The following is a 24300-nucleotide window of genomic DNA, read 5'->3' as shown; positions in this document are numbered from 1 at the left end:
TATGAGAAAACACTGTTGAAAATCTTTGGTTTGTGCTATATTGTAGCTCTAAAACAGTAATAGGAACCGGAGGGGTTAACGTGCGGGTAGTCATTGTGGGAGCTGGAAAGGTTGGTTTTAGTCTGGCGCAGTACCTCGTTGATGAAGACCATGATGTCATTGTTATTGAGGAAGATGAAACACGCCGGAATATTATCCAGAACAGCCTTGACGTCATGACTATTCAAGGGAATGGAGCGAGCCCCAGGGTCTTGATGAACGCGGATGTCCGGTCGGCAGACTTGATGATTGCTGTCACCGACAGTGATGAAGTGAACATGGTGGCGTGTATGGCAGCGAAACAGGCTGGAATACATCAAACAATCGCCCGAATCCGCAATAGCGAATATATTGGTAAAGAGGAAGCCGAATTCCATCGTTCTTTGGGGATCGATCTGACGATTAACCCTGAACATGTTACCGCGGTTGAAATAAGCAGGATCTTATTCATTCCGGCAGCACTGGAGGTCGAGGACTTTGCCGATGGTAAAGTCAGGTTGTTGGAAGTAAGGATCCGGCCAGAATCACCGCATACAAATATCCCGATTTCCGAACTGGATCTTCCGAAAGATATTTTGATTGTTGGTATCCTGCGTAAAAACAGGATGATTATACCGAACGGCGCGGAGATGCTGAAGCCAAGCGACAATGTTTTTCTTGTCGGCGATCCGCAAGCTTTAAATGAGATCCAGGATGAGTTTACCGAAAAGATGGTCCCGGTCAAGAAAGTCATGCTCATTGGAGCCGGCCGAATTGGCCGCAATCTGGCCGTTCTGCTCGAAAAGGCAGGTATGATCGTCAAGGTGATCGACAAGAATCCGGAACGGTGTCAGGCTTTGGCCAAAAGCCTCAAAAAGGGAACTGTGTACTGCGGAGAGGGAACCGATGTCGATCTGCTGATGGAAGAAGGGGTCGGAGATGCCGATGCCGTAGTCTGTCTGACAGATGACGATAAGCTGAATCTGCTTCTGGCCCTGATGGCCAAAGATCTGGGCGCCCAGAAAACAATTTGCCGGGTAGGAAGAACGGAGTATATTCCCCTGATGGAAAAGGTAGGCGTGGATTCTGTCTTATCGCCAAGATTGATCACAGCCGGTTTTATTCTGAGCCAGGTCCGCAGGGGTAAATTTATTTCCGTGGCTCTGCTGGAAGGCGCCAAAGCGCAGGCTATGGAAATCGGCATATCTCCGACGTCCAAAGTTGCCGGCAAGAAGCTGAAAGAGGTCAGGTTTCCCTACAATTGTCTGGTTGGAGCAGTCCTGCATCAAGGTCGGGTTTACGTGCCAAACGGTGAATCTGTTCTGATGCCCGGTGACCAGGTGATAATCTTTGCACTGCCTGATACGATCATTAAGGTCAATAAATTCTTTTAACGGAGAATCAGGATCATGAATTTTACGCTGCTGGAAAATATCTTGGGAAGGTTCTTGATTGCCTACAGTTTTGCCATGGTTATTCCGATTGCTGTTGCGCTGTTCTTTCAAGAGAAGGTCGGCTGGGCTTTTCTAATTTCTTTTTGCATTACCGTCATTGTCGGAACAGTTATGCGCTTCCATGGAAAAGTTGAAGGCAAAATTAGCGTGCGGGAAGGCTTTGCAGTTGTCGGGGGAGCCTGGATTTTTGCGTCGCTGTTTGGGGCGCTGCCTTTTATTATTTCCGGCGTCGTTCCAACCTATATTGATGCGTTATTCGAAGTGGTTTCCGGCCTGACAACGACGGGATCAAGCGTATTGAGTAATCTGGAGGTTCTGCCCAGGAGTATTCTTTTCTGGCGCAGCCTGACCCACTGGATGGGCGGGATGGGGATCATCGTGATGTTTATTGTACTCCTCCCGAACCTTGGCATTGGGGCAGTCCACATCTTTAACTCCGAAGTCCCTGGACCGATTTCCGAGAAGATTGTTCCGAGAATCAAAGATACTGCGCTGATTCTCTGGGGGATCTACGCAGGGCTTACAGTGGCGACGATTGTGCTGCTGTTGTTCGCGGGGATGTCCCTTTTTGATGCGGTGAACCATGCCTTTGCCACTGTGGCGACAGGTGGCTTCTCCACGCGCTCGGCAAGTATTGCTGCCTACAATTCTTTCCCTATTGAGCTTGTTGTGACCATTTTCATGTTTATCGCAGGTTCAAACTTCAGTCTTTTCGTCCAGGCTTGGCGGAAACGTTCTTTGCGTCCGCTCAAAGATACGGAATTGAAATATTATTTTTTAATAGTTGTTGTGTCTACGCTCATTATCACCGGTTCACTTGTCATCCAGCAGGGCTGGGGATCACTTGCTGCTCTGAGACATTCCGTCTTTCAAGTGGTAACGCTGATGACGACTACCGGATTTGCATCTACTGATTTTGACCAGTGGTCGGGGCTGGCGAAATTGATTTTATTTTTTTTAATGTTCATCGGCGCGAGTGCCGGATCCACTGCCGGTGGTTTAAAAGTGTCCAGAGTGATCTTATTGGTCAAAATGGGTCTGGCTCAGCTCAGACAAGCGATCCATCCACGCCTGGTAATCAATATTGTTGTTCAGGATAAAGTAATTGACACGACAGTGCTGAGTAATGTGGGACGGTTTTTCTTCGTTTACTTCCTGACATTTGCTATCGGGTCTATTCTTTTGGCCGGTACAGGTCTGGAGCCTTTTGATGCGATGTCGGCAGTTATTGCGAATCTCAGCAACGTTGGACCAGGGTTTGGCGCCGTCGGACCGATGTTTACCTATGCACCGATCGAACCTTTCGGGAAAATTGTTTTGACAGCGTGTATGCTGCTGGGCAGGCTGGAACTCTTTACCCTGCTGGTCTTTCTAACGCCGGAGTTTTGGAAATCGAAAAAAAGCTGGTAAGCTTATCTCAAAAAACTGGCTACGGCCAGTTTTTTTGATGGTGGCCTAATGCCGAACGAAGATTCTGTGAATATGAATTGCCTAATGAAAAAAACATGCGCAAACAAACAAAAACATGTTAAAATAAAACATAAAAACAAACAAATATGTTCATTTGAACAGAAGGAATCCGGGAAATGATATTCTGAGCATACGACCGAATAAGAAAATAAGGGAAAAGGGAAACTAAACCTGTTCTCCAAACATATGAAAGAAAAAGAGGGAGATATAACGATGAATAAAATCGGAATCGATGAAATAGACGTAAAGGGAAAGCGTGTTTTCGTACGCGTGGATTTTAATGTGCCGATGGACGATCAGCAAAATATTACGGATGATACCAGAATCAGGGCTGCACTTCCGACGATTCGTTATCTGAAAGAAAACGGTGCTAAAGTCATTTTGGCTTCCCACCTCGGAAGACCCAAAGGCAAAGTCAATCCCAAATATTCACTGGCACCTGCAGCAGCCCATTTAAGCATTCTGTTGGACACCGAAGTGAAGCTCGCTCCTGATTGTATCGGGCCCAAGGTTGCAGCGCTGGTTGAATATATGGAAGATGGGCAGGTTTTGCTTCTGGAAAATGTCAGATTTCATGAGGAAGAGGAAAAGAATGACCCTGATTTTGCACGCAGCCTGGCCGGCTTAGCCGATATCTACGTGAATGACGCGTTTGGAGCGGCGCACCGGGCACATGCCTCAACTGAAGGGATAGCCCAACATATACCTGCTTATGCCGGATTCTTGATGAAAAAAGAAGTGGACATCCTTGGCCAGGTGCTCGGTCAGCCAACCAGAGCATTTGCTGCGATTATTGGTGGAGCGAAGGTCAGTGATAAAATCGGTGTCATAGAAAATCTGCTGAAAAAGGTGGATGTTCTGATCATCGGAGGCGGGATGGCCAATACGTTCCTGAAGGCCCAGGGGCTGGAAGTCGGGAAATCACTGATTGAAGAGGACAAGGTGGAACTGGCCGCCGAACTTCTCCGGCAGGCCGAAAGTACCGGCGTAAAATTAATGCTCCCGCAGGATGTAGTCGTTACGCTGGAGTTCAAAGCGGACGCCCCGTTCAGAGTTACAGAGGTCTCCAACATTCTTCCGGAAGAAATGGCTTTGGATATTGGCCCGGCAAGTGCTGAATTATTTGCAGAGGCGATTTTGCCTGCGAAGACTGTCATATGGAACGGCCCGATGGGCGTATTTGAAATGGAAAACTTTGCGCGGGGCACGGAACAAATCGCGCTGGCGCTGGCTGGATGCCAGGGAACAACGATTGTCGGAGGTGGGGACTCTGTTGCTGCTGTGGAAAAAGTAGGTGTGGCAGAAAAAATGACGCATATTTCTACCGGAGGGGGCGCTTCGCTCGAATTCCTGGAAGGAAAGATTCTGCCGGGTGTAGCAGTACTAAAAGAAAAAACTGAAAACTGAAATTGACTCAATTTCAGGTATTAGCGGAATTTAAAGAATCAGTCTACGAGATATGAATATCACAAAATAAGATATAAAAATATCAGGCATAGGAATATATTACAGATAAAAAAGCTATGGGAGGGGTCTCTGATGACAAGAAAGCCGATCATTGCAGGTAATTGGAAGATGTATAAGACGGTGCAGGAAGCCAAAGATTTTGCCGCGGGACTGTTGGAAAGTTTGGAGAAACTGGAAAATGGAACAAACGCGGAAATGGTAATTTGTGCGCCGTTTACTGCGCTGGCAGCCTTAAAGGATGAACTTGAAGAGAGCATCATCCATATTGGCGCCCAAAATATGTATTATGAGACACAGGGTGCGTATACCGGGGAGATATCGCCACTTATGCTGACAGAGCTAGCCTGTACCTATGTGATTATCGGCCACTCGGAACGCAGGGAATATTTTAAAGAAGATGACGCGCTTATAGCAAAAAAAGTCAAGACCGCACTGGACTTTGGACTGACGCCAATTCTGTGTGTTGGTGAAAACCTGGCTTTGAGAGAAGCAGGTCAGGCCCTAGTCTTTGTACAAGGGCAGGTTGAGAATGCCCTCAGGGAGTTGAGTCCCGAAGAAATCAGAAAGATTGTTGTTGCATATGAACCCATTTGGGCTATCGGAACAGGCAGGACAGCATCTCCGCAGGATGCCCAGGAAATGTGTGCCGCAATCCGTGCCACCCTGGCGAGGCTCGCCGCTGAAGCCGCTCAGGAAATACGAATTTTATACGGTGGAAGTGTCAAGGCTTCCAATATCGCCGAACTGATGGATCAGCCGGATATTGATGGCGCGCTGGTCGGTGGAGCAAGTCTGGACTTCCTTGGATTTACTGAACTGATTGGCAGCGTGAGGTGATTTTGATGTCCGAGGCAACAGGGAGGCCGCTCCTGCTGATGATCCTGGACGGTTGGGGCTGTAGCAAAGAAAAGAATGGAAATGCAACGCTGCTTGCAAAGATCCCGAATTTTTCCCGTTTGCAGGAAAGTTATCCACATACGCTGCTTAACGCTTCGGGTGCTGCAGTGGGATTGCCGGAAGGACAAATGGGCAATTCGGAGGTCGGCCACTTAAACATTGGCGCCGGCCGGGTCGTCTATCAGGAACTGACACGGATCTTCAAGGCAATGGACGAAGGAGACCTTGTCAAGAATGAAGTGCTGCACGAAGCAATGACCCGAGCCAGGGATTCCGGAAAAGCTTTTCACTTGCTGGGGCTGCTTTCGGACGGTGGTGTCCATTCCCATATCCGTCATTTGTTTGCATTACTGGACATGGCGGTTGAGGCCGGTGTAGAGAAGCTTTATATTCATCCGGTTCTTGACGGCAGAGATGTTCTTCCCCAAAGCGCCAAGGAATTTATCCGGCAGCTGGAAAATAAACTGAAACAGCTTGGCAGAGGAAAAATTGCTACAGTTAGTGGGCGTTATTATGTGATGGACAGGGATAAGCGCTGGGACAGAGTCGAGAAAGCATATAAAGCCCTTGTAGCCGGAGAGGGGCCGATGGCCTGTAATGCTCTGGCAGCTGTAGAGAATGCTTATGACAAAAAGATTGTCGATGAGTTTGTTGACCCGACCGTAATCACGGATGAATCAGGCCGTCCAGTGGCGGTAATTGAAGACGACGACAGTGTGCTTTTCTTTAATTTTCGGGCAGACCGGGCCAGAGAAATTACCCGGGCGTTTATTGAAGAAAATTTTGAAGGTTTTATACGGACAAACCGTCCCCGGGTGCATTATGTCTGCCTTACCGAGTACGATGCCAGCTTTGACTGTCCGGTGGTTTTTCCGCCGCAAAACCTCGAAAATACACTTGGCGAGGCTCTGGCAGCCAAAGGTCTAAGGCAGCTTCGCATCGCTGAAACAGAAAAATATGCGCATGTAACATTCTTTTTCAATGGTGGGATAGAGGAACCTGAAGATGGAGAAGACCGCTGTCTGATTCCGTCACCGGGAGTGCCTACCTACAACCTGCAGCCGGAAATGAGCGCCTATGGCATCACCGAGGCCCTGCTTAGCAAAGTGCGGGACGATCAATATGATGTAATTGTTTTAAATTTTGCTAACGCCGATATGGTCGGGCATACCGGATATCTTCTAGCGGCAGTCAAGGCCTTGGAAGCTGTCGATGTTTGTATCGGGAAGATCGTTGATGCAGTTCAGGCCAAAGGCGGGACTGTGTTAATTACTTCGGACCATGGAAATGCCGAGTGCATGATTGATCAGGAAACAAATTCACCGTTTACAGCGCATACGACCAATAAGGTACCGTTCATTCTGGTGAATGATACGTATAAAGACCGCACCCTCCGGGAGGGAGGAAGTCTCTGCGATATTGCACCGACGATGCTGAAGTTGCTGAAGCTTGATATTCCGGCGGAAATGACTGGTAAATCCTTGCTTTTATACTAGTATCCATGGCAAACAAACCCAGGTGTATACCCACTACCAAGGTACTGGCAATAACGTATACCCAAAAAAATCAAAAAAAATGAAGGAGTGACTATGATGAGTTTTATTGACCAGGTAATTGCACGGGAAATCCTTGATTCCAGAGGTTTTCCGACTGTTGAAGTAGATGTTGTGCTGGAAGACGGCACCATGGGGCGGGCTGCTGTGCCGTCCGGCGCTTCCACCGGAGCTTTTGAGGCTCTGGAACTGCGCGACGGGGACAAGAACCGTTATCTTGGCAAAGGCGTTCTTCAGGCTGTTGACAATGTCAATGACGTGATTGGTCTGGAAATGGAAGGACTCAATGTCTTTGATCAGCCGGGGATCGACCGGACGCTTCAAGAGATCGACGGAACGGAAACCAAGAGCAAGCTTGGAGCTAATGCCATTCTGGGCGTATCGTTGGCTGCAGCCAGAGCGGCTTCTCTTTATCTCGGCCTGCCGTTCTACCAGTATATCGGCGGCATTAATGCCAAGGAGCTTCCCGTGCCGATGATGAATATCCTGAACGGAGGCAAACATGCCGACAACAATGTGGATATTCAGGAATTTATGATTATGCCGGTCGGAGCAGCCAGCTTTGCCGAAGCGATGAGAATGGGCTCGGAAATATACCATACCCTTAAGAGCGTCTTAAAGGGGAAAGGTCTGGTAACCGCAATCGGAGATGAAGGCGGCTTTGCGCCGAACCTTGCTTCCAACGCCGAAGCTTTGGAAGTCATTGTCGATGCCATTCAAAAAGCCGGCTACAAACCGGGCGAAGAGGTTACACTGGCGATTGATGCAGCAGCTACCGAAATGTATAAAAACGGCCTATATGTTCTGGAAGGCGAAGGATTGACGAAAACCGCGGACGAAATGATCGCCTATTATGAAGACTTATGCAGCAAATTTCCGATTGTCTCGATAGAAGACGGCCTGTCAGAGGAAGACTGGGACGGCTGGGCTAAACTCACCCAACGGCTCGGCAACAGAATCCAGCTTGTCGGGGACGATTTGTTTGTTACGAATCCAACACGGCTTAGCCGGGGAATTCAGGCGAAGTGCGGGAATTCCATCTTAATCAAGCTGAATCAGATCGGCACCCTGACCGAAACCCTCGATACGATAGAGATAGCTAAAAGAGCCGGCTATACCACGGTTATTTCCCATCGGTCCGGAGAAACAGAAGATGTCTCTTTGGCCCATATTGCCGTAGCAGTCAATGCTGGACAGCTGAAAACAGGCGCGCCGGCTCGTACGGACCGTTTGGTTAAATATAATGAACTTCTCCGGATTGAGGAAGAACTCGGGTTAACCGCTATCTACAAAGGCAGAGCCGTGCTGAAATAATCAGTCCTGGGTCCATCCACAATCGGCTATGGGCATTCCATCCGCAATAATCGGCCATTCAGGCCGTATTCCCTTGCGTCAACACTGGGGCTGTGCTAAAATAGCAATACTGACCATAATCAGACAAACATGCTATTTTATGCCGACCAGGGAAACATATGCTGTAAATAGTTAAAGCCGGGTAAAATAACGGTTTAAACCTTTGAGGGAGGTGAAAATATGACAATAGCAATCGTTGTAATTTTGATCATCAGTTCTCTCGGGTTAATCGCCACAGTTCTGCTGCAGCCAGGAAAAAGCGCTGGTCTTTCCGGTTCGATCACCGGAGCGGGTGAGCAATTTTTCGGTAAGGCTGCCAAAGGAAAGGAAGGCTTATTCGCCAAACTTGGTGTTGTATTTGCCGTTTTGTTCCTTGTAAGTTCACTAGGGCTGACCTTGTTTTTAAAATAAGATAACAGCAAGATCCCGTGCCCTGCAGATTTATCCGCAATTGTGCGGATTATTCGGTATGAAATAAGGTCAACACACCAGGCTGCGTGGAACATACTTCGTGTGGTTATTTATTAGGAGGTAGTAGGAATGGATTTCTCACAGATACCCTTATTGGGTGTAGGAGCAGGAATTATCGGACTGCTCGCGGCATTGTTTTTTGCAAAAAGTGTACTTAAGGAGAGCGCCGGAAATGACAAAATGAAAGAAATTTCCAAAGCGATTCAAGTCGGCGCGATGGCTTATCTGAACCGTCAATACAGAACGCTTATTCCGATTGTTATCATTATTTTTATTGCTTTATTTGCGTTAAAAGGTAACGCTGCGGCACCACTGTCCTTCTTGGTTGGTGCAGTAGCTTCAGGTGCTGCAGGTTATGTCGGCATGGGGATTACGACCAGAGCCAATGCCCGTACAACAGAAGCTGCCCGTACCAGTTTGAACAAAGCACTCGGCGTGTCATTCCGCGCAGGCGCAGTTATGGGATTTTCGGTGGCTGGTCTGGGTCTGTTAGGTGTTGCCGGGCTGTTTATGATCTTTGGTGATGCTGAAACAATCAACTCCTTTGCTTTTGGCGCAAGTGCGATTGCACTGTTTGCCCGTGTCGGTGGAGGTATCTTTACCAAGGCTGCTGACGTTGGAGCTGACCTTGTAGGGAAGGTTGAAGCCGGAATTCCAGAAGATGATCCGCGTAACCCGGCAGTTATTGCTGATAATGTCGGTGACAACGTTGGCGATACAGCAGGTATGGGTGCCGACTTGTTTGAATCTTATGCTGCAACCGCCATTTCCGGCATGCTGATCGGCTTTTCGGTCTTCGGCGGTCATGGCATTGGGGAGTCTATCTTCCTGATTATCGGTGCGATCGGTATTCTTGCCTCGATTATTGCCAGCTTCTTTGTGCGCACAGGAGAAAAGGCCAATCCACAGATGGCTCTGAACATGGGCCTTTGGGGAACAAATGTGATTACAGCTATTGGTTCTTTTGCCGCAGTCCATCTGCTGATGCCGGCAACTTATGTCACAGAATCCGGACTCGTACTCACACCAAACAGGATATTTTTAGCCATTATCTGCGGTCTTGCAGTAAATATTATCATTGGTTTGATCACGGAGTACTACACATCCAATGAAAAGAAACCGGCCCAGTCGATTGCCAAGGCCTCCGAAACCGGAGCAGCTACGAACATCATCACGGGTTTGGCTGTCGGTCTAAAAAGTACAGCTTTGCCGGTCATTACGATTTGTGCTGCGATCCTGGTGGCTTATCAGGTTGCGGGTATATATGGCATTGCGATGGCTGCAATGGCGATGCTTTCCACAGCGGGAATCATCGTTGCGATTGACTCTTTCGGACCGGTGGCTGACAATGCCGGCGGTATTGCCGAAATGGCTGAACTCGATCCGAGTGTGCGTAAAACAACAGATAAACTTGACGCTGTTGGAAATACCACAGCTGCCGTAGCTAAAGGCTTCGCGATTGGATCAGCTGCAATTACCGCGCTGGCTCTGTTCAACGCGTTTGCTGAACTTGCCGACCTTCAGGTCATTGACATTCTTGTGCCGACGACGATTATCGGTCTATTTATTGGTGCTGCCCTGCCGTTCCTGTTCTCCGCTTTTGCGATGCAGGCGGTCGGAAGAGCTGCGTTTGACATGATTGCTGAAGTCCGCCGTCAGTTCAGAGAAATCCCCGGACTGATGGAAGGCAAAGCGAAACCTGATTATGCGGCCTGCGTTGATATTTCGACCAAAGCGGCAATCAGACAAATGATCGCTCCTGGTTTACTGGCCGTATGCACACCGGTACTTGTTGGATTTATTTTAGGCAAGAGTGCCATGGGTGGAATGCTCGCAGGCGGTACATTTGCCGGCTTCCTGATGGCCGTATTCATGGCCAACGCCGGCGGGGCCTGGGACAATGCCAAGAAATATATTGAATCCGGACACCATGGCGGCAAGGGGACTCCTGCTCACGCTGCAGCTGTTATCGGCGACACTGTTGGCGATCCGTTCAAAGATACTGCCGGTCCTTCCCTGAATGCTTTGATTAAAGTTATGGGAACGATTTCCCTGATCATTGCTCCTTTCCTTCACTAAGAGGTTAGGTCCGTCAAACATCGTTTTCAAGTGAAATATATGGAGATGCCTTTAAAGCATCTCCATTTCTATTTTTGTATGAATTTTATTTATCTTAAATCTTTTTATTTATTCTTTAAGACTATCATCAAAGCTTAATTTACCATCATAAAATCAAAGACATTGCATTCGGCAAAAAAATCTGTTTAAATAAACCGATAAGGACATTATTGCCTGATGTTGGCAAGTGGAAGGGAGAAGCATGTTTACACGAGAAGAGCTGGCCAAACCTTTTTACTTTTCAGGCGGAAGCACGGCGATCCTTCTGATTCACGGCTTTACAGCCTGCCCGATTGATATGAAGCCACTTGGTGAGAGATTGAAAAATTGGGGATATACAGTCCAGGCCCCGCTTCTTCCCGGCCATGGAACTTCAATAGAAGACTTGAAGAAGACATCCTGGCAGGATTGGGAGCGAGCTGTTGCCGAAGCAGCTGAGCAATTAAAGAAAACGTATCAGAAAGTCCTTGCCGTCGGACATTCCATGGGCGGATTGCTGGCACTGTCTCTGGCTGCTCAGGGCAGGATCGACGGTGCAGTCTCCATCAATGCCCCGATTATTTATGTTGATGAAAAGCTGCATCAGGCCGAAAGCTTGATAGGAAAAATAGAATATGTTGGCAAACCGCATAAAACCGCTGAGATCAGCCTGAACAGCGAGGGACTCCCCCATTTTTCCTATATTCAGGTACCGGTGATATCTTTTATTTCTTTAAACCAAGCCATTGAACGAATGAAAGGAAAATTGCCCCAAATCAGCTGTCCGACGCTTATGGTCCAGAGCATGGCTGACGGGACAGTCCATCCGTCCAGCGGTGAATTTATTCAGAAGAACATCGGAGACCGCTATTGCGATGCAGTTTACTGGAAAGATGAGGATCACTATCTGCCGTTGAGCGCAGCGCGGGACGAATTGGCCCAAAAAATACGGGAATTTATAGAAAAGCGTCAGCTGCTGGTCCCATAGGTCGGTTTACTGATTTTTTTCAAAATAATCTAAAGGAAATACCCATTGCCTGAGCGGTCAACAACGGGTAATATTATTAATAGATAAAGCAGCGAGGTGGAAATAGATTGGCTGAGGGAATTAAGGTCATCGCTGAAAACAGAAAAGCCAGGCACGATTTCTTTGTCGAGGACAGTTATGAAGCCGGGATCATCTTAACGGGGACCGAGATAAAGTCAATCCGGGCCGGCCGTGTGAATCTCAAAGACAGTTATGCTGAAATTATCAAGGGTGAGGTCTGGCTGAATCAGATGCATATCAGCCCGTATGAACAAGGGAACAGGTTCAACCATGATCCGCTGCGGAAGAGAAAACTGCTGTTTAATCGCACCGAGATTATTAAGATGGGGGATAAGGTCAAACTACAGGGAATGACCCTTGTCCCGTTAAAGATTTATCTCAAGCACGGCATGGCCAAAATTGAACTTGGGCTGTGTAAAGGCAAAAAAAACTTATGACAAGCGGGATGATCTGGCTGAGCGGGATGCCAAAAGGCAAATGGAACGGGATTTAAGAGACAGAAACAAGGGTTAGTTCGCGGGAAAGGGGATGGGGAAATGGACAGTAATCTTCGGAAAAAAGCTGAAAATCTGATCAGCATCTATCAGCAGGTTGCCAAGGACTTTCGCTGGAAAAATTCAAGCAGTATCAATACGCTGATTGCTTTGTCTTATGTAGCCAAAGACAAGGTTTATGACAGGAAAGAAATCGAAAGGGTCAATGACTATATCAAAAAGAATTTGGGTTCTTTTTCGAGTTTCAGACAAAGATCCATTCTGTATTCAGCCTTGCTGCTCGTCAATTCTCCCGATCCGGAAACAAAACTGGATATTCTTCTTGCTTATGATGAAAGACTTAAAGAAAACGGGTTTCGCAGTTACACATACAGGCCTGTGACCGCCTATACACTGCTCTTGAATTGCGAACCGCGCAAAGCCGATATTCGGATTGCCAAAGCCTATGAGATTTTCACCGAAATGAAGAAACATCACCCTTGGCTGACTTCCGGTGACGACTATGCTGTCTCAATCCTGCTTGCAGCTTCGGATAAACCCGTACAGAGTATCATAGCTAAAATGGAAGAGCTGTACAAAGAACTTCATGAATGTGGTTTTAGCCGTGGAAACGGACTCCAATTCTTGTCGCACATCTTAAGTCTGAGTGAGGAGAACAGTAAGGCAAAAGCTGCAAGATGCCGCATCCTGTATGATTTCTTCGGTCAAAATAAATTAAAAGTCTACGCCAATAACTATGGAACACTCGGTCTGCTTACCTTGCTTGAAGATAAAAGCCAGAGAGCTGCGCGTGAGGTGCTCGGAATGAGTGAAGTTCTCCGAGAAGACCGAAATATCCGCTGGTTGGGCAAGGAGACTATTTTTCTTACAGCAGCGTCGCTCGTTTCTTGCACGATGTTGGAAAGCCTCAAAAACAGCAATGATGTGATCTATACCAATGCTTTTGTGACGATTGAAGCACTCATCGCAGCTCAAAACGCAGCAATGATCGGCGCTGCGTGTGCCGCAACGGCTGCATCCAGCGGCAGCTAGCGTGTATCGATCATCCGCCAGGCAGTTTTGTCTATCAGGTGGTTATTAAACGCGGACTCCGCATCCATAAAGACATGATCATAATGGCCAAATTCTAATTGCTGAAATGCTGATTGATTAATAATAAGATGAGACATACCGCCCTGATTTGAAACACAAATATTTACAGTCTCCCTTGTGATTGTATTTGTAGTTGGGTCCTGCGCATAGACCTCATTTCCTTTGACGATGAGGGTCAGGTGCGAGGACTTTTCTTTATTAATAAAGACCAGATTATAACGATATTCATTTAATTCCTTAATCATTTTTTGATCTGTTTGTATAATAAGATGCAAATTGCCTTCCTTGGAGATTTCTGCATGGACAGCTAAGATATCGCCTCCTTTGTCTACATCCAAAAGCAGTTTATCCTGAACCGGGTCCTGAATCAATATATTGCCGGCATTTGGCGTAATGTCCGAATCCATACGCATGCCGCTGATTAGTTTAGCATCTGTATACTGACCGAATAATTCGCTCTGCTTTTCAAAACAGGACATCTGGAATCCCAGTGTTTTTTGCTGCGAATGATACAGCTTGATCGCTTCGGTCTTTAATCTTATTTCCTGATCAGTTAGGTCGAGTGCATACCACTTGGTGCCGGTTTTAAGCAGTTTGGCCGGCGGCGCAAGATCCTTTTTATGCTGTGAGCCGGCTTCCAGGCTAGGCCATAAACCGCGGTGAATTAGATAAAGCCACTCTTTCTGCGGAGAATAGTTCAGCACAGTCAGCGTATATTTCGTGAAAGCATTGCTAGCCCAATGATCCGGATGTTTATCATTCGGGTGCGGCATGACAATATCGGTTGGCTGAAAATCGTGAATAATCTGTGATAAATCAGCGACAACATTTTGCCCGCAATACAGGCGGTTTTTCTTAAAACTGTCGGTATAGGGTGACCGGTCTGCTTGGGTATAGGGACTGGTGTACGGATTCGTTGAATTCCAGTTGGAAGACCATAGTGAGGCAAGTCCGCCGTCAGGATAACCCAGGAAGATAATATCGCTTTCAGAAACTCCCGATGATGCCAAAGCTTTCACTGATTCCTGCTGGCGCGTATAGCCAAAATTGATATATTCTTTTGGTGTAAGCGTTATTTTTGTATAGTCTAAATGGGCTGCAACCCTATAACCATCACCATTGGTCATAAGGACCACTTTTACTTTACCTCCGTTAGCCAGCGTCTTTTTGATGAGCATACCCGCCCCCAGCGTCTCGTCATCGGGGTGCGGCGCAATGATCAGGACCCGGGAGCCCGCCCCAGGCGCATCGATATGCTCCGGAGTTGTGTCGACCATATAATTGGCAACCATCTGATCCGATAGGATAAAGACAAATGCGAATACAATAATCAGAGTCGAAGCAGCCAGAAAAATTCTTCTTTTCAAGATCTTTTTCATATTACCTCAGTTAAGCTCAGCAAAATGTGTTTTTAAGAATTTTTGCTCGAGTAATTTTATACAAATTCATAGTCTCTATGGTTAAATTACCATCTAATATTATACCTTAAAATAAGATGCTTAAGATAGCATGAGATGACAAAAATAAAAATCTAACAATTAAGATCGTTTTTTAAATTAATTGTTAAGTAGAGAATTAAATTAAAATTAAAAATAAAGTTCTATAGGCTGAATCATGCTTCTTAAGAAAGATATTTGTATTTTCTGTAAACATTAAATAAGATTTTCAAGTTGGTACTAGTCAAAATGTTGAGATATGGTATAATGATATCGCTACACTTTCTCGGGGGCGTTTTAGACTCGCTCGGGGGAGCAATGGCAAGAGTCGCGTGTCGAGATCCCGCTTGACCTCGTTAAACAGCGGACAAACAATAACTGACAAAACAAATTACGCTTTAGCAGCTTAAGCTGCTACATCCTGCCTTCTTAACCTGCGGGGAAGGGCCAGGGTGTCAAATTAGCAGGAAAACTTGTGCGGCCACCGTCTGAGGCCAAAACAAGGATTAACCAGACTGGCTTCAAAGGAATCCCGCTTTCAGGAGTCCCGCGAAGCGAGAATTAAAATGAGAGCTACACACGTAGATGCTTTTGGTATTGTCTTTCGATACAGGGGTGCAAGTCCCCTCGCCTCCACCAAAATTCGTCCAAAAACCCGCTATTCATGCGGGTTTGAAATTTTCCGGAGCAAATTTTTAACGGTTTTCTGACCGTTTTTTTGTTTATAGTTAGAAAAATACAAAAAAAAGAAGGCCATCAAGCCTTCATTGCTGCCACTAATTTCTTTGTTCCTACCATATTAATTGCCCTTTTCAAATTATATGCAAGGAAACTAAGCCCCAGCTCGCCTGTGGTTTTTTCTATACCCTTGCATAAAAGATAATGGGCTCCATGGTACCACTTAACCGTACCAAAAGGATGTTCTGAGAGGCATACAAGCATTGAAAAGCCTTTAGAAACCCTTACTGAAATAGTTTCGAAACGATTCCCGAAAGGGTTCCCGAATAAAGAACCAGAAACCAGAAATCAGGATTCCGAACCAGAAGAAGAATGTTTGCACGGAGCGGAAGCCGCTTCATGCCGGCCGGCGCCTGATCACGTTATTTCCTTGATCTTAAATGATAAGAGCGAATACGGGATCGCGGAAGCAAAAATCGCGGAATGGTCGAAGCTGTATCCTGCCGTAGATGTTCAACAGGAGCTTCGGAAAATGAAGGGATGGCTGGACGCCAATCCTTCAAAGAGAAAGACCAGAAGCGGGATTCTTAGGTTTGTAAATAACTGGCTGTCAAAGGAACGGGATCGCGGCGGCTATAAAGCAACAAAGACAGCCGTTCCCATATTTAAGGACTATGACGACGACGAAGACTTCCTGGGGTCAGGTGGTGCTTCACCATAAACAGGAAGGGGGTCGGGATCGTGAAAACTATCTGACGAACGAAGAACTGGTCAAGCTGTACCATGATGGCGATCCTTCCGCCCTGGAAGCTCTGTATTTGCAAAATCATAGACTGATTCGCTATACTGTCCGCCGTTTATGTCGTGGTCGTGAACAAGATTTTGATGATGAAATGCAGGAAGCCTTTTTTATGATGATAAAAAAGGTAAACAAATTCCGTGAAGAAGGTTCGGCCAGCCTGGCGACATACATCGTTAAACAAATTATATGGGGTTATAAAGACCGCCGCAGAACCGCACAAAGCCAACACGAAAAGGGTATGATCAGCCTTGACACCCCCATAAACAGGAACGACGGAAATACAATTCTGCTTATTGATACGCTTCCGGACCCGACAGCCAATTTCGAAGATGAAATCAGTGACGAAATGGTCAGAAATCGGCTAAAGGTTGTACTACATGAGATCATTTCAACGCTTCCGGAACGACAGCGCGCGGTTATACAGGCAAGGCTTGAAGGGTATTCTCAACTCGAGCAACCGGCAACCATGGCCTTGATATTGATCAGTACACCCAGAGCGTAAAGTCTAGTATGATGAGAACTAGACAGGAAGGAAAATATGTTGAGATAACCGGTCAATTATCGAATATTGATAGTAGTGGTAAATATTTTTCCATTGGCCCTTTGGATGATAGTTATTCGTTATTCAATGTCATGTGTTACATAACTGAAGAACAGAAAGCTACAGTAGCCAAATTTACAAACAAACAAAAAGTCACCGTGATTGGAACTATTACCGATGTTGGAGAAGTAATTGGTTATTCATTAGATGTTGAAAGCATAAAATAAGATATTACAGCCCTAAATGTAGCCATAAACGCAAAAAAGCCCCGAAGGATCTCTCCCTCGAGGCTTTTTTTACTTCTACTCTGGCTGTTCCAAAGCTGTACTCTTTCCGCCACTTTCAACCCTGAAGGATGAGCCGCCTTTGTCTTCATTGCCGACTTCTTCAAAGAGGTACCCGTCACTCGCTTTAAGCTTCTCAAGCTGTTCATTCAGCCCGAGGATGGTCTCCCCGTCCAATTTAATAAGAGACATGTCCAGAGCCGCCTTGGCCAGCTTCGGATTCTTGGTCTTTGCGGCCATTAGAGCTCGTTCGACCGCATCGTCCAACCTCAGCTTATTAAGCTCTTTGTCTGCTTCTGTCTTGGAAGTCTCATACTTGGTTTTCCACTCGTCAGCTGCACCCTTAATGCCCTCAATATCCATGCCCTTAAAGGCCTCAATTTGTTTATTGGCATCGGCCAGATTGGCAAAGGATGTCCAGCGGGTGCTTCTCCTGGATCACCTGCATGATCTCCAGTGTCTCATCCGGGAGGTATTTACTAAAAAAATCATGAGTCTCCGCATTCTTGTTTTTGACCGGAGCCCCATGGCCTTTGGCGTTTTTATTTTTCGGCTGGCCGCCGTGCTTACATTTTGTAGTACTACAGTTTTTTGAAATTGAAGTACTACAACCTATTTGATCGTTCCATTTGTCCCGTAGCTTCCATACGCTGACGGTACGTTCGGGTATCTCAAGTATATTTGCAATCTCACGATTGGTTATATTTCCTTCAGACTCTTGGAATATCTCAAGAGCTTTACCTCTTAGAGGATTTTTTTCTTTTGCCACACCTTCACCACCAATTAATGCTATTATCAACGTAGTATGAGTTATCCAATTAAGGAGGTTCCATTATGCCTAAAATGTTTTCCCAAAAGTTTATCGCTGTAGTTTTAACTCTTATATTCACACTTTCTATACCTTGTTTTGCAAGTGCACAAACTGTTGATACGTCATCAAAACATGCAGTCTTAACACAAGATCAAGTTACTCAATTAGTAGAAGATTACTCCAAGACAAAAGACCGTAAAGTATTAAAGAAGTATGGACTAGATCCCAACGAAGGGTTAGCCCTTATTGTTGAAAAAGACACAACAACATCAACTAATTCGTTAGAGTCTAGCGATCCAGTAAAATCTCTTGCCTCGCTACCGTTAAGTGGAGTAAGAGGATATGTTACCGGAGGCATGACTCACTCTGGCAGAACCGTGAATTGTAACATTACAGCTCATTTTTTCATTGATATGGTAAGTTACGCGGAATGGGCTGCTACCTTCTATTATGTAAATCCTAACTTAGAACTTGAAATACCATTAGTAACAAGAGCTAATACTTTATGGTTTAATCCATCTGTGTCTCAATTTTTAGACCAAGTATCAACCACGGTATCATCAGGAGGATATTACACAGCGACATTTGGTGGTATAGCTATGGGTAGGTATGCTAATTATGAGTTAATCCAACTGGTAGATTTAAGTCCCGTTTACGTCAATTAATAGTATATACTTATACTACGTGGATATAATTTTTGCCAGGCTAGATTAATATCCTAGCCTGGCAGATTGCGGAGGTTTAATTATATGAGTTGGACAGTTGAGATAGACAAAGAAACTCTTATGAAAAACGTAATTAATACTAGCGATTCCAGAGATCTAGTTGACTTAGCAATTAATCAAAATGAAGTACCAGAATCCTTCTCTCCTTTTTGTCAATTTTTTCTCGGCCCAACTGCAGCTGGTATATTAAATTTATATACGTCTATCCCAGTTCCTGACGAGGAAATTTGTCAGTATGTTTTGACGGAATTGGCGCCTCATTATGAAAAGGTTCAAGCAATAAAAAGTAAACAAGGAGAGATCAGAACTTTAATTTTTCGGCAAGTGAAGCCCGATTCTGCCCAATTAATGCAATTATTATTTAAAAATAGCAATTTAGAACCGACTATTTTGGACTTGTATCTGGATAATCCAGCCTATCCTGATCCGCCTACCGAAGGCTCACTTTGTTATAAAGTTAATCCTGAGATGATAAAACCTATCAATTGCCCATCCTTTGATTCAACTTGGGATCTTTTACTGAGATGTTATGCGAGAGAACGAAAAATTTGCCTCACTCCATATGGTTGGACATACACAGACAAGTTACGTGAATCAATTGCAATAAGGTATTTTATTAAAAAATGCGACGATATAATCTTAATTAAAAACAAAAAAAATAATCAAATAATTGGTATAGATTTGATATTAAACTAATTACCATTCGATTTATTCAAAAAGATTTCATTCGTTAGTATATTAATATTTATAATTTAATACTGTATCTCTGAGGTCTTCGTTTGTTTTGGAGAAATAAAAATAAGAGCCCGAAAGCTCTTATTTTCCGTTTAGGTTTCAGTTGTTTTTATGCTTCGAATAATCGCCGACATAATTCCGCTTGATGAAACAAAATCTTTTGAACCTTCAGTCTTAAATCTTATCTCGAGTTGATGATTTGGGTTTTGCACAAACTCCATTTCGATAGCATCATTTTTTAGCATACCTGCGAAGATTACTGCGGCAGCGTCAAAATAATCTTTTTCGCACAACAAGATAAATCCCTCCCTTGTTCTGTTAATATTCGATGAAAGGAAGTATTTTCCTGCAATAAAAAGACCGTCCCAATTGATATGCTCCCTTCGTAGTAGACAGTTCAAATAACAAAAACTGTTTAGTGCAAGGAGGAGCATATCAAAATTGGCCGGGGTTCTGCTTCATTAATAAGTAGAAACTAAGCCCTCACCATCTGAAGCCTATCTGCGTATGCTGTATTTAGACGAATAATAAAAGGATGGGCGGTATGGATAATCCGGTCACCGAACGCACGCCGCTTATCATTGCGGCTGAAATAAATATGATAACTTGCCAAACCAAAAAAATCCTGCTTGCCGGTGCCATTGAAATCGGCCGTCGTTTGCTGGAAGCCAAGGATTTGGTCAAACACGGGGAATGGGGTAATTGGCTGGCAGAGTCTGTGAGCTATTCCCAGAAAACTGCCGAAAGACTGATAAAGCTCTACCAAGAGTACGGGCCAAACTTCTCTGACGGATTGGACACGTCAAAATCGACATCAATGTCGAATATGACTTACACCCAGGCCCTCCTCCTTCTGGGTTTACCGGCAGAGGAGCGGGAGGAATTCATCGAGCAGAATGATGTCGGCGGTATGACCACCAAGAAGCTGCAGCAGGCACTTCAGGACAGAGACAAGGCCAATCAGGAAAAGGAACAGGCGCTTCAGGAGAATCAAGCATTTAAAAAAGGACTGAAGGCGATCGACAGCACCATCTCCGAATTAAAAAAGGAGCAGGCTAAGACCCCGTCAATGCCAACAAATCCGGAGAATGTCAAAGCAGAAGCCTTCTCTGCCGGTCAACCCGCCCTGCCGACCCACAACCTTAAAACCGAACATGACCCGGACGCTCACATCAAGTATGTAGAAAAATGCGACGCTTGCTGCAAAACGATCGCCGATACCTTCTTCGATCTGACAACAGCACTCACCAATCTGACCCATATCGATCCGAAGCTGAAAGAAGAGAAAAGAAAAGAGGCTAACCGGCTGATTGAATATATGGCAGGGACGATTAAAGAGTGGCCGCCCCCCAAGAAGCCGCTTAGAGTTAATTCCTGATTTTTTTTTGGAACCTTTGGACAAGCCAAGCATAGTATGTATAAGACAGCCGTAAGCTGTCCAATAAAAGGGAAAGGGGATGATGGGAATGGCCGTTGTTTCAGCATCATCCGGCGCTCCGCTAACCAAACAGCGAACCCTTAACAATATTGTTTACAATGCTTCGGATCAAACTGTCTATGAGGCTGGAAGGCTTAACCTGATAATATTCATAATATAATGATTTATTGTCTAGGACGTGGTAAAATGTAACATAAAATGGAGGATATGCCAATTGCATTAAGAAGTTGTTGCGGTCGGTTGCCGTCCATGGCAACCCAGCTTGAGGGTGCCACACGGCAGATAACACGCCGTTCCCAAAACTTAGAATATATAAATGTAATATGACGCTTCGGGAACGGCTGGACATTAGACGACATTCCGGAGGTATGAAATATGAATGTTTTGATTATTGGTGGAACAGGTTTTTTAGGAAGGAACTTAACCAAGGAGTTAATGTCTAGTGGTTATAAAGTATCTGTTATAACAAGAAATCGGCAATTCACAGCAGACAAAGTTGAAAGTAATGTTGATTTAATAGAGTGGGATAACATTTCTCCTCTATCTGCAATTTATGATTTTAAGGAATTTGATGTAGTTATTAATTTTGCAGGAGAATCAATCGGTAACCGTCGTTGGTCCAATTTAGTTAAGCAAGAGATATTGAATAGTAGGATAAATACTACTCGTTCCATTGTTAACGCTATAAACGATGGGACTATGAATCCAAAAGTTCTAATAAATGCTTCAGCTGTAGGATACTATGGGCCTCGTCAGGATGATAAGATAGCCGAGAGTGAAGGTCCTGGACAGGATTTTCTTGCGGAAGTTTGCAAGAAATGGGAAGATGAAGCTTACAAGGTCCAAAATGAATTTACACGAGTCGTTACTATTCGTATTGGGGTAGTATTGGGTAGTCAAGGTGCTCTTACAAGAATGGTTATACCCTTTAAATATTACATCGGTGGTCCATTAGGTAAAGGAAATCAGTGGCTTCCGTGGATTTACATTCAAGATCTAATCAGGATGTTTAGATTTATAATCGAACATGATGAGGTTACTGGTCCTGTAAATGGAACAGCACCAGAACCAGTAAGAATGAAAGGCTTTTCAAAGATTTTAGGAGAAGTCTTAAAGAGACCATCATGGTTTCCAGTTCCCGAATTTGTATTGAAAATCGCATTAGGCCAGATGTCTGAAATGTTATTACATGGTCAAAGGGCTATTCCCCAAAAAATTAGTGATATTGGTTTCGAGTTTAAATTTCCTGATTTAAAGTCTGCTCTAGAGGATGCTTTGGGGAACCGGAACGTCGTCTAACACGGCATTACCTCGACTTTGCCGATATGCATGCGGTTGGGACGCAACCGCGCCCTCCTGGTGCGGACGAAAATAGTCGGATATTTCTTCGCATTAGTATACAATTGCAAACTAATGCAATCTAAATTTGAAAGAAGGTGTATCTCATGAAAACGGTACTTTTGCCCGAAACTCGTGCTGGGAGATGGTCAGTAGGATTATTTATTGCTTTTATTGCTTTAGCAGTAGCAGGGGGTATAATTTCTTCAACACAGGGGAACACGCTCGAATATCCGAATCCTATTAATAGTCCATTTCTGGGAACGGTCATTTATCTTATGTTTTCAGCAATAATCATTGCTTCTGCCATTGGACTAATAGCTGTCAAAAAACATAATGAACACTCTGTTTTGGTCTATCTATCAATACCTCTTGGCATTGTATTTCTTATTGGTGTTTTAATGTTATTGATAGGCAATCGCGGGTGAAAGGAATTGATGTATTATTCCTTCGTAGTAGTAGAATATTATAACTTCAAGAGGTAAAATTATGAGGGATATTTAAATTTCGGAGGTGTAACGGTATGGCCTTGGGTATTATTCTTATTGTAGCTTCGCTTACAGGTTTAATTTACGGAATAATAAATAAGAAAAAACCCCTAATAGTGTCTTCAGTTATTGCATTGATTATTATTGCAATCATTTGGATAGTATATTCGTATTTATACTCGATAAATCCTTATTAAAGCAAGGCAGCGCTGCGATATTGACTTCTTCCATCCGAGTGATGAATTCTCATAGGATCGGCTATTGCCCATTGTCCGATTGTCCATTTTAATAACCACTAAATGCTATGTTACAGCATTTAGTGGTTTTGATTTTTGTGGTATATCGGTCAGAACACCGCTGGACGTTAAAAATATATCGTTGGCAATAATGGCGCTGAATATTATAACGAACTGAACATGACCCGGTTAAACTCTCATCCGTAGTTAAGAAGGGCTAACATTAATAGAGACGTGAGTAGATTTCTAGAGATAATGGAATAAATGAGTTCTTTTAAAAATACGTTTTAGCGTAAGCGTTAACGAAGGAGGGATTTAATTGAAAGCAATATTACTGCCTGGAGATTTTGTTCGGGAGTCCTTGGAATTACACCTGTTTTTTGGACGAATTATGAAGGAGCATTCTATATTCCTCGAAGCTGGTTTTGTGACGAAGGATGCAGCATTTGCGCAACAAGCGGATATGTTTAAGACCCAATTTGCTGAAGTATTAAGGGAGGCTGTATTTTTGGCAAACGGGGTTGTCAGCGAAGAAACATTAAGATCAGGGGAATCCATAACAGATAAAACGCTACGAGCTGAACAAGTTACTGAGGAGCTATCTGGGATCACGATTGAATCAGTTATTACTAATGAAGAATTCGGACTAACCCCAAATGGCGGAGTAAATCCAGCACAACTTGAGGCACAAGTCACTGCCTTAAATCAGAAAGCCATTGGTTTGACCAATGCTTTGGTCCAGTTTAAAACCAATATACTTAACGGAATGCTTCAATGTAAATTGTTCACTTTTAATTTTCCTTTATTAATAATCCATATCCGAAGAGAAGCATTATTTTACATAAATCATTTAGAGCGATTGCAAAGGCACATGGCGGTTGATTTTATTCAGGAGGCTATTGAAGAAGAAAAGTTCTGGAACAGGCAAATGGCGGAACACGCACAGTTTATTCGTCAATTATTAGATCCAACTGAATCTGGCCTAATTGTTCAAGCAGAAGGCTTTGACAAGCAATTCAATACACTTGAACAAAAGGTGCCGGAAGCATCCCTAACTAAAACAGATATTGGCGGTTTAACACGGTCAACGATTACGGCGACCCGAGCGTTTAGAGATTTTAAAGCAGCCGGTACAGAAGGGATACTAACGTGTAAGATAAAATCAATAATCATTCCACTCTTAGCAGATCATGTATTGAGAGAAGCTAATCATTACCTAAGAATATTAAACAGGTTAAAACGGGATTTACAGTTATAACACATTAGAATATTTCTAGGATTGGTTATTCTAGATCATTCCCGGATATTTCTTTTTCGCCCTTGCTCGCGCTAGAAGGGAAGAGTTCGTTAACTCTTCCCTTAATTGACATTCAA

At 44.5% G+C, this 24300-nt stretch carries 23 protein-coding genes, 1 other RNA gene and 2 pseudogenes; 21 read left to right on the top strand and 5 right to left on the bottom strand.

Annotation, left to right across the window (positions count from 1 at the left end; translation table 11 throughout):
• Positions 1-80 precede the first annotated feature (80 nt).
• The 11 genes and pseudogenes from trkA (at position 81) to DEHRE_RS13250 (ending at position 13354) form a co-directional block, all read left to right on the top strand.
• Entirely contained in the window at positions 81-1412 is a 1332-nt protein-coding gene (gene trkA / locus DEHRE_RS13300; RefSeq protein ID WP_019224949.1) for a Trk system potassium transporter TrkA, read from the top strand.
• A 15-nt stretch (positions 1413-1427) separates the two neighbouring features.
• The gene (locus DEHRE_RS13295) at positions 1428-2882 is read left to right on the top strand and encodes a TrkH family potassium uptake protein (RefSeq protein ID WP_019224948.1); all 1455 of its coding nucleotides are present in this window, start codon (positions 1428-1430) and stop codon (positions 2880-2882) included.
• Between the two features lie 273 nt (positions 2883-3155).
• The gene (locus DEHRE_RS13290) at positions 3156-4349 is read left to right on the top strand and encodes a phosphoglycerate kinase (RefSeq protein ID WP_019224946.1); all 1194 of its coding nucleotides are present in this window, start codon (positions 3156-3158) and stop codon (positions 4347-4349) included.
• A gap of 132 nt (positions 4350-4481) precedes the next feature.
• A complete protein-coding gene (gene tpiA / locus DEHRE_RS13285; protein WP_019224945.1) occupies positions 4482-5246 on the top strand; it encodes a triose-phosphate isomerase in 765 nt (254 codons plus the stop codon).
• Positions 5247-5251: 5 nt separating this feature from the next.
• The gene (gpmI, locus tag DEHRE_RS13280) at positions 5252-6802 is read left to right on the top strand and encodes a 2,3-bisphosphoglycerate-independent phosphoglycerate mutase (RefSeq protein ID WP_019224944.1); all 1551 of its coding nucleotides are present in this window, start codon (positions 5252-5254) and stop codon (positions 6800-6802) included.
• 96 nt (positions 6803-6898) lie between these two features.
• A complete protein-coding gene (eno, locus tag DEHRE_RS13275; protein ID WP_025206215.1) occupies positions 6899-8173 on the top strand; it encodes a phosphopyruvate hydratase in 1275 nt (424 codons plus the stop codon).
• Between the two features lie 219 nt (positions 8174-8392).
• The gene (gene secG / locus DEHRE_RS13270; RefSeq protein ID WP_019224943.1) at positions 8393-8623 is read left to right on the top strand and encodes a preprotein translocase subunit SecG; all 231 of its coding nucleotides are present in this window, start codon (positions 8393-8395) and stop codon (positions 8621-8623) included.
• Between the two features lie 129 nt (positions 8624-8752).
• Positions 8753-10762 carry a sodium-translocating pyrophosphatase gene (locus DEHRE_RS13265; RefSeq protein ID WP_019224942.1) on the top strand — a complete coding sequence of 670 codons (2010 nt, stop codon included), beginning with the start codon at positions 8753-8755 and terminating at the stop codon, positions 10760-10762.
• Positions 10763-11003: 241 nt separating this feature from the next.
• Positions 11004-11768 (top strand): alpha/beta hydrolase, encoded by a 765-nt coding sequence (locus DEHRE_RS13260; protein ID WP_019224941.1) that lies wholly within the window; start codon positions 11004-11006, stop codon positions 11766-11768.
• A gap of 107 nt (positions 11769-11875) precedes the next feature.
• Positions 11876-12341: pseudogene (smpB, locus tag DEHRE_RS13255) on the top strand (SsrA-binding protein SmpB).
• Positions 12342-12364: 23 nt separating this feature from the next.
• Complete coding sequence (locus DEHRE_RS13250; RefSeq protein ID WP_019224939.1) at positions 12365-13354, top strand: DUF4003 domain-containing protein; 990 nt, start codon at positions 12365-12367, stop codon at positions 13352-13354.
• Here DEHRE_RS13250 and DEHRE_RS13245 read toward each other — a convergent pair.
• Entirely contained in the window at positions 13351-14793 is a 1443-nt protein-coding gene (locus DEHRE_RS13245) for a PIG-L deacetylase family protein (RefSeq protein WP_019224938.1), read from the bottom strand. The two genes, DEHRE_RS13250 and DEHRE_RS13245, sit on opposite strands and share 4 nt — an antisense overlap.
• Positions 14794-15138: 345 nt before the next feature.
• Between DEHRE_RS13245 and ssrA the strand changes: the two genes are divergently transcribed.
• Positions 15139-15489: a transfer-messenger RNA gene (gene ssrA / locus DEHRE_RS14535) on the top strand.
• 117 nt (positions 15490-15606) lie between these two features.
• On the opposite strand, the pseudogene DEHRE_RS15675 reads toward ssrA, so the two are convergent.
• Positions 15607-15786: pseudogene (locus tag DEHRE_RS15675) on the bottom strand (transposase); the annotation flags it as partial.
• Positions 15787-15904: 118 nt separating this feature from the next.
• Between DEHRE_RS15675 and DEHRE_RS13235 the strand changes: the two are divergent.
• The 3 genes from DEHRE_RS13235 to DEHRE_RS13225 are packed head-to-tail and all read left to right on the top strand — an operon-like array spanning position 15905 to position 17098.
• A complete protein-coding gene (locus tag DEHRE_RS13235; protein WP_019224935.1) occupies positions 15905-16249 on the top strand; it encodes a hypothetical protein in 345 nt (114 codons plus the stop codon).
• Positions 16203-16832 carry an RNA polymerase sigma factor gene (locus DEHRE_RS13230; protein ID WP_083221862.1) on the top strand — a complete coding sequence of 210 codons (630 nt, stop codon included), beginning with the start codon at positions 16203-16205 and terminating at the stop codon, positions 16830-16832. Before DEHRE_RS13235 ends, DEHRE_RS13230 begins: the two co-directional genes overlap by 47 nt.
• Positions 16833-16840: 8 nt before the next feature.
• The gene (locus DEHRE_RS13225; RefSeq protein ID WP_019224933.1) at positions 16841-17098 is read left to right on the top strand and encodes an OB-fold protein; all 258 of its coding nucleotides are present in this window, start codon (positions 16841-16843) and stop codon (positions 17096-17098) included.
• A gap of 75 nt (positions 17099-17173) precedes the next feature.
• Here DEHRE_RS13225 and DEHRE_RS13220 read toward each other — a convergent pair whose 3' ends face one another.
• The gene (locus tag DEHRE_RS13220; protein ID WP_019224932.1) at positions 17174-17518 is read right to left on the bottom strand and encodes a phage scaffolding protein; all 345 of its coding nucleotides are present in this window, start codon (positions 17516-17518) and stop codon (positions 17174-17176) included.
• 22 nt (positions 17519-17540) lie between these two features.
• Positions 17541-17924, bottom strand: coding sequence for a phage terminase small subunit (gene terS, locus DEHRE_RS13215; RefSeq protein ID WP_019224931.1), 384 nt, complete (start codon positions 17922-17924; stop codon positions 17541-17543).
• 65 nt (positions 17925-17989) lie between these two features.
• On the opposite strand from terS, the gene DEHRE_RS13210 reads away from it, so the two are divergent.
• Together DEHRE_RS13210 and DEHRE_RS13205 are read left to right on the top strand one after the other, a co-directional pair.
• Complete coding sequence (locus tag DEHRE_RS13210; protein WP_019224930.1) at positions 17990-18631, top strand: hypothetical protein; 642 nt, start codon at positions 17990-17992, stop codon at positions 18629-18631.
• A gap of 84 nt (positions 18632-18715) precedes the next feature.
• Complete coding sequence (locus tag DEHRE_RS13205) at positions 18716-19387, top strand: hypothetical protein (protein WP_019224929.1); 672 nt, start codon at positions 18716-18718, stop codon at positions 19385-19387.
• Between the two features lie 131 nt (positions 19388-19518).
• Here the strand turns inward: DEHRE_RS13205 and DEHRE_RS13200 are convergent, their stop codons facing one another.
• Positions 19519-19722, bottom strand: coding sequence for a hypothetical protein (locus DEHRE_RS13200; protein ID WP_019224928.1), 204 nt, complete (start codon positions 19720-19722; stop codon positions 19519-19521).
• A 248-nt stretch (positions 19723-19970) separates the two neighbouring features.
• Between DEHRE_RS13200 and DEHRE_RS13195 the strand changes: the two genes are divergently transcribed.
• The 4 genes from DEHRE_RS13195 to DEHRE_RS13180 all read left to right on the top strand — a co-directional run bounded on the left by DEHRE_RS13195 (position 19971) and on the right by DEHRE_RS13180 (position 24184).
• Complete coding sequence (locus DEHRE_RS13195; protein WP_025206214.1) at positions 19971-20804, top strand: DUF3102 domain-containing protein; 834 nt, start codon at positions 19971-19973, stop codon at positions 20802-20804.
• 435 nt (positions 20805-21239) lie between these two features.
• Entirely contained in the window at positions 21240-22163 is a 924-nt protein-coding gene (locus DEHRE_RS13190) for a TIGR01777 family oxidoreductase (RefSeq protein ID WP_019226917.1), read from the top strand.
• A gap of 146 nt (positions 22164-22309) precedes the next feature.
• A complete protein-coding gene (locus tag DEHRE_RS13185; RefSeq protein ID WP_019226918.1) occupies positions 22310-22630 on the top strand; it encodes a hypothetical protein in 321 nt (106 codons plus the stop codon).
• A gap of 615 nt (positions 22631-23245) precedes the next feature.
• A complete protein-coding gene (locus DEHRE_RS13180) occupies positions 23246-24184 on the top strand; it encodes a DUF2935 domain-containing protein (protein WP_019226920.1) in 939 nt (312 codons plus the stop codon).
• Positions 24185-24300 lie beyond the last annotated feature (116 nt).

It is taken from the genome of Dehalobacter restrictus DSM 9455, from assembly GCF_000512895.1.
GTDB classification, from domain to species: domain Bacteria; phylum Bacillota; class Desulfitobacteriia; order Desulfitobacteriales; family Syntrophobotulaceae; genus Dehalobacter; species Dehalobacter restrictus.
Note: the sequence above shows the minus strand (reverse complement) of the source record. Positions and strands in the feature narration are given on the sequence as shown.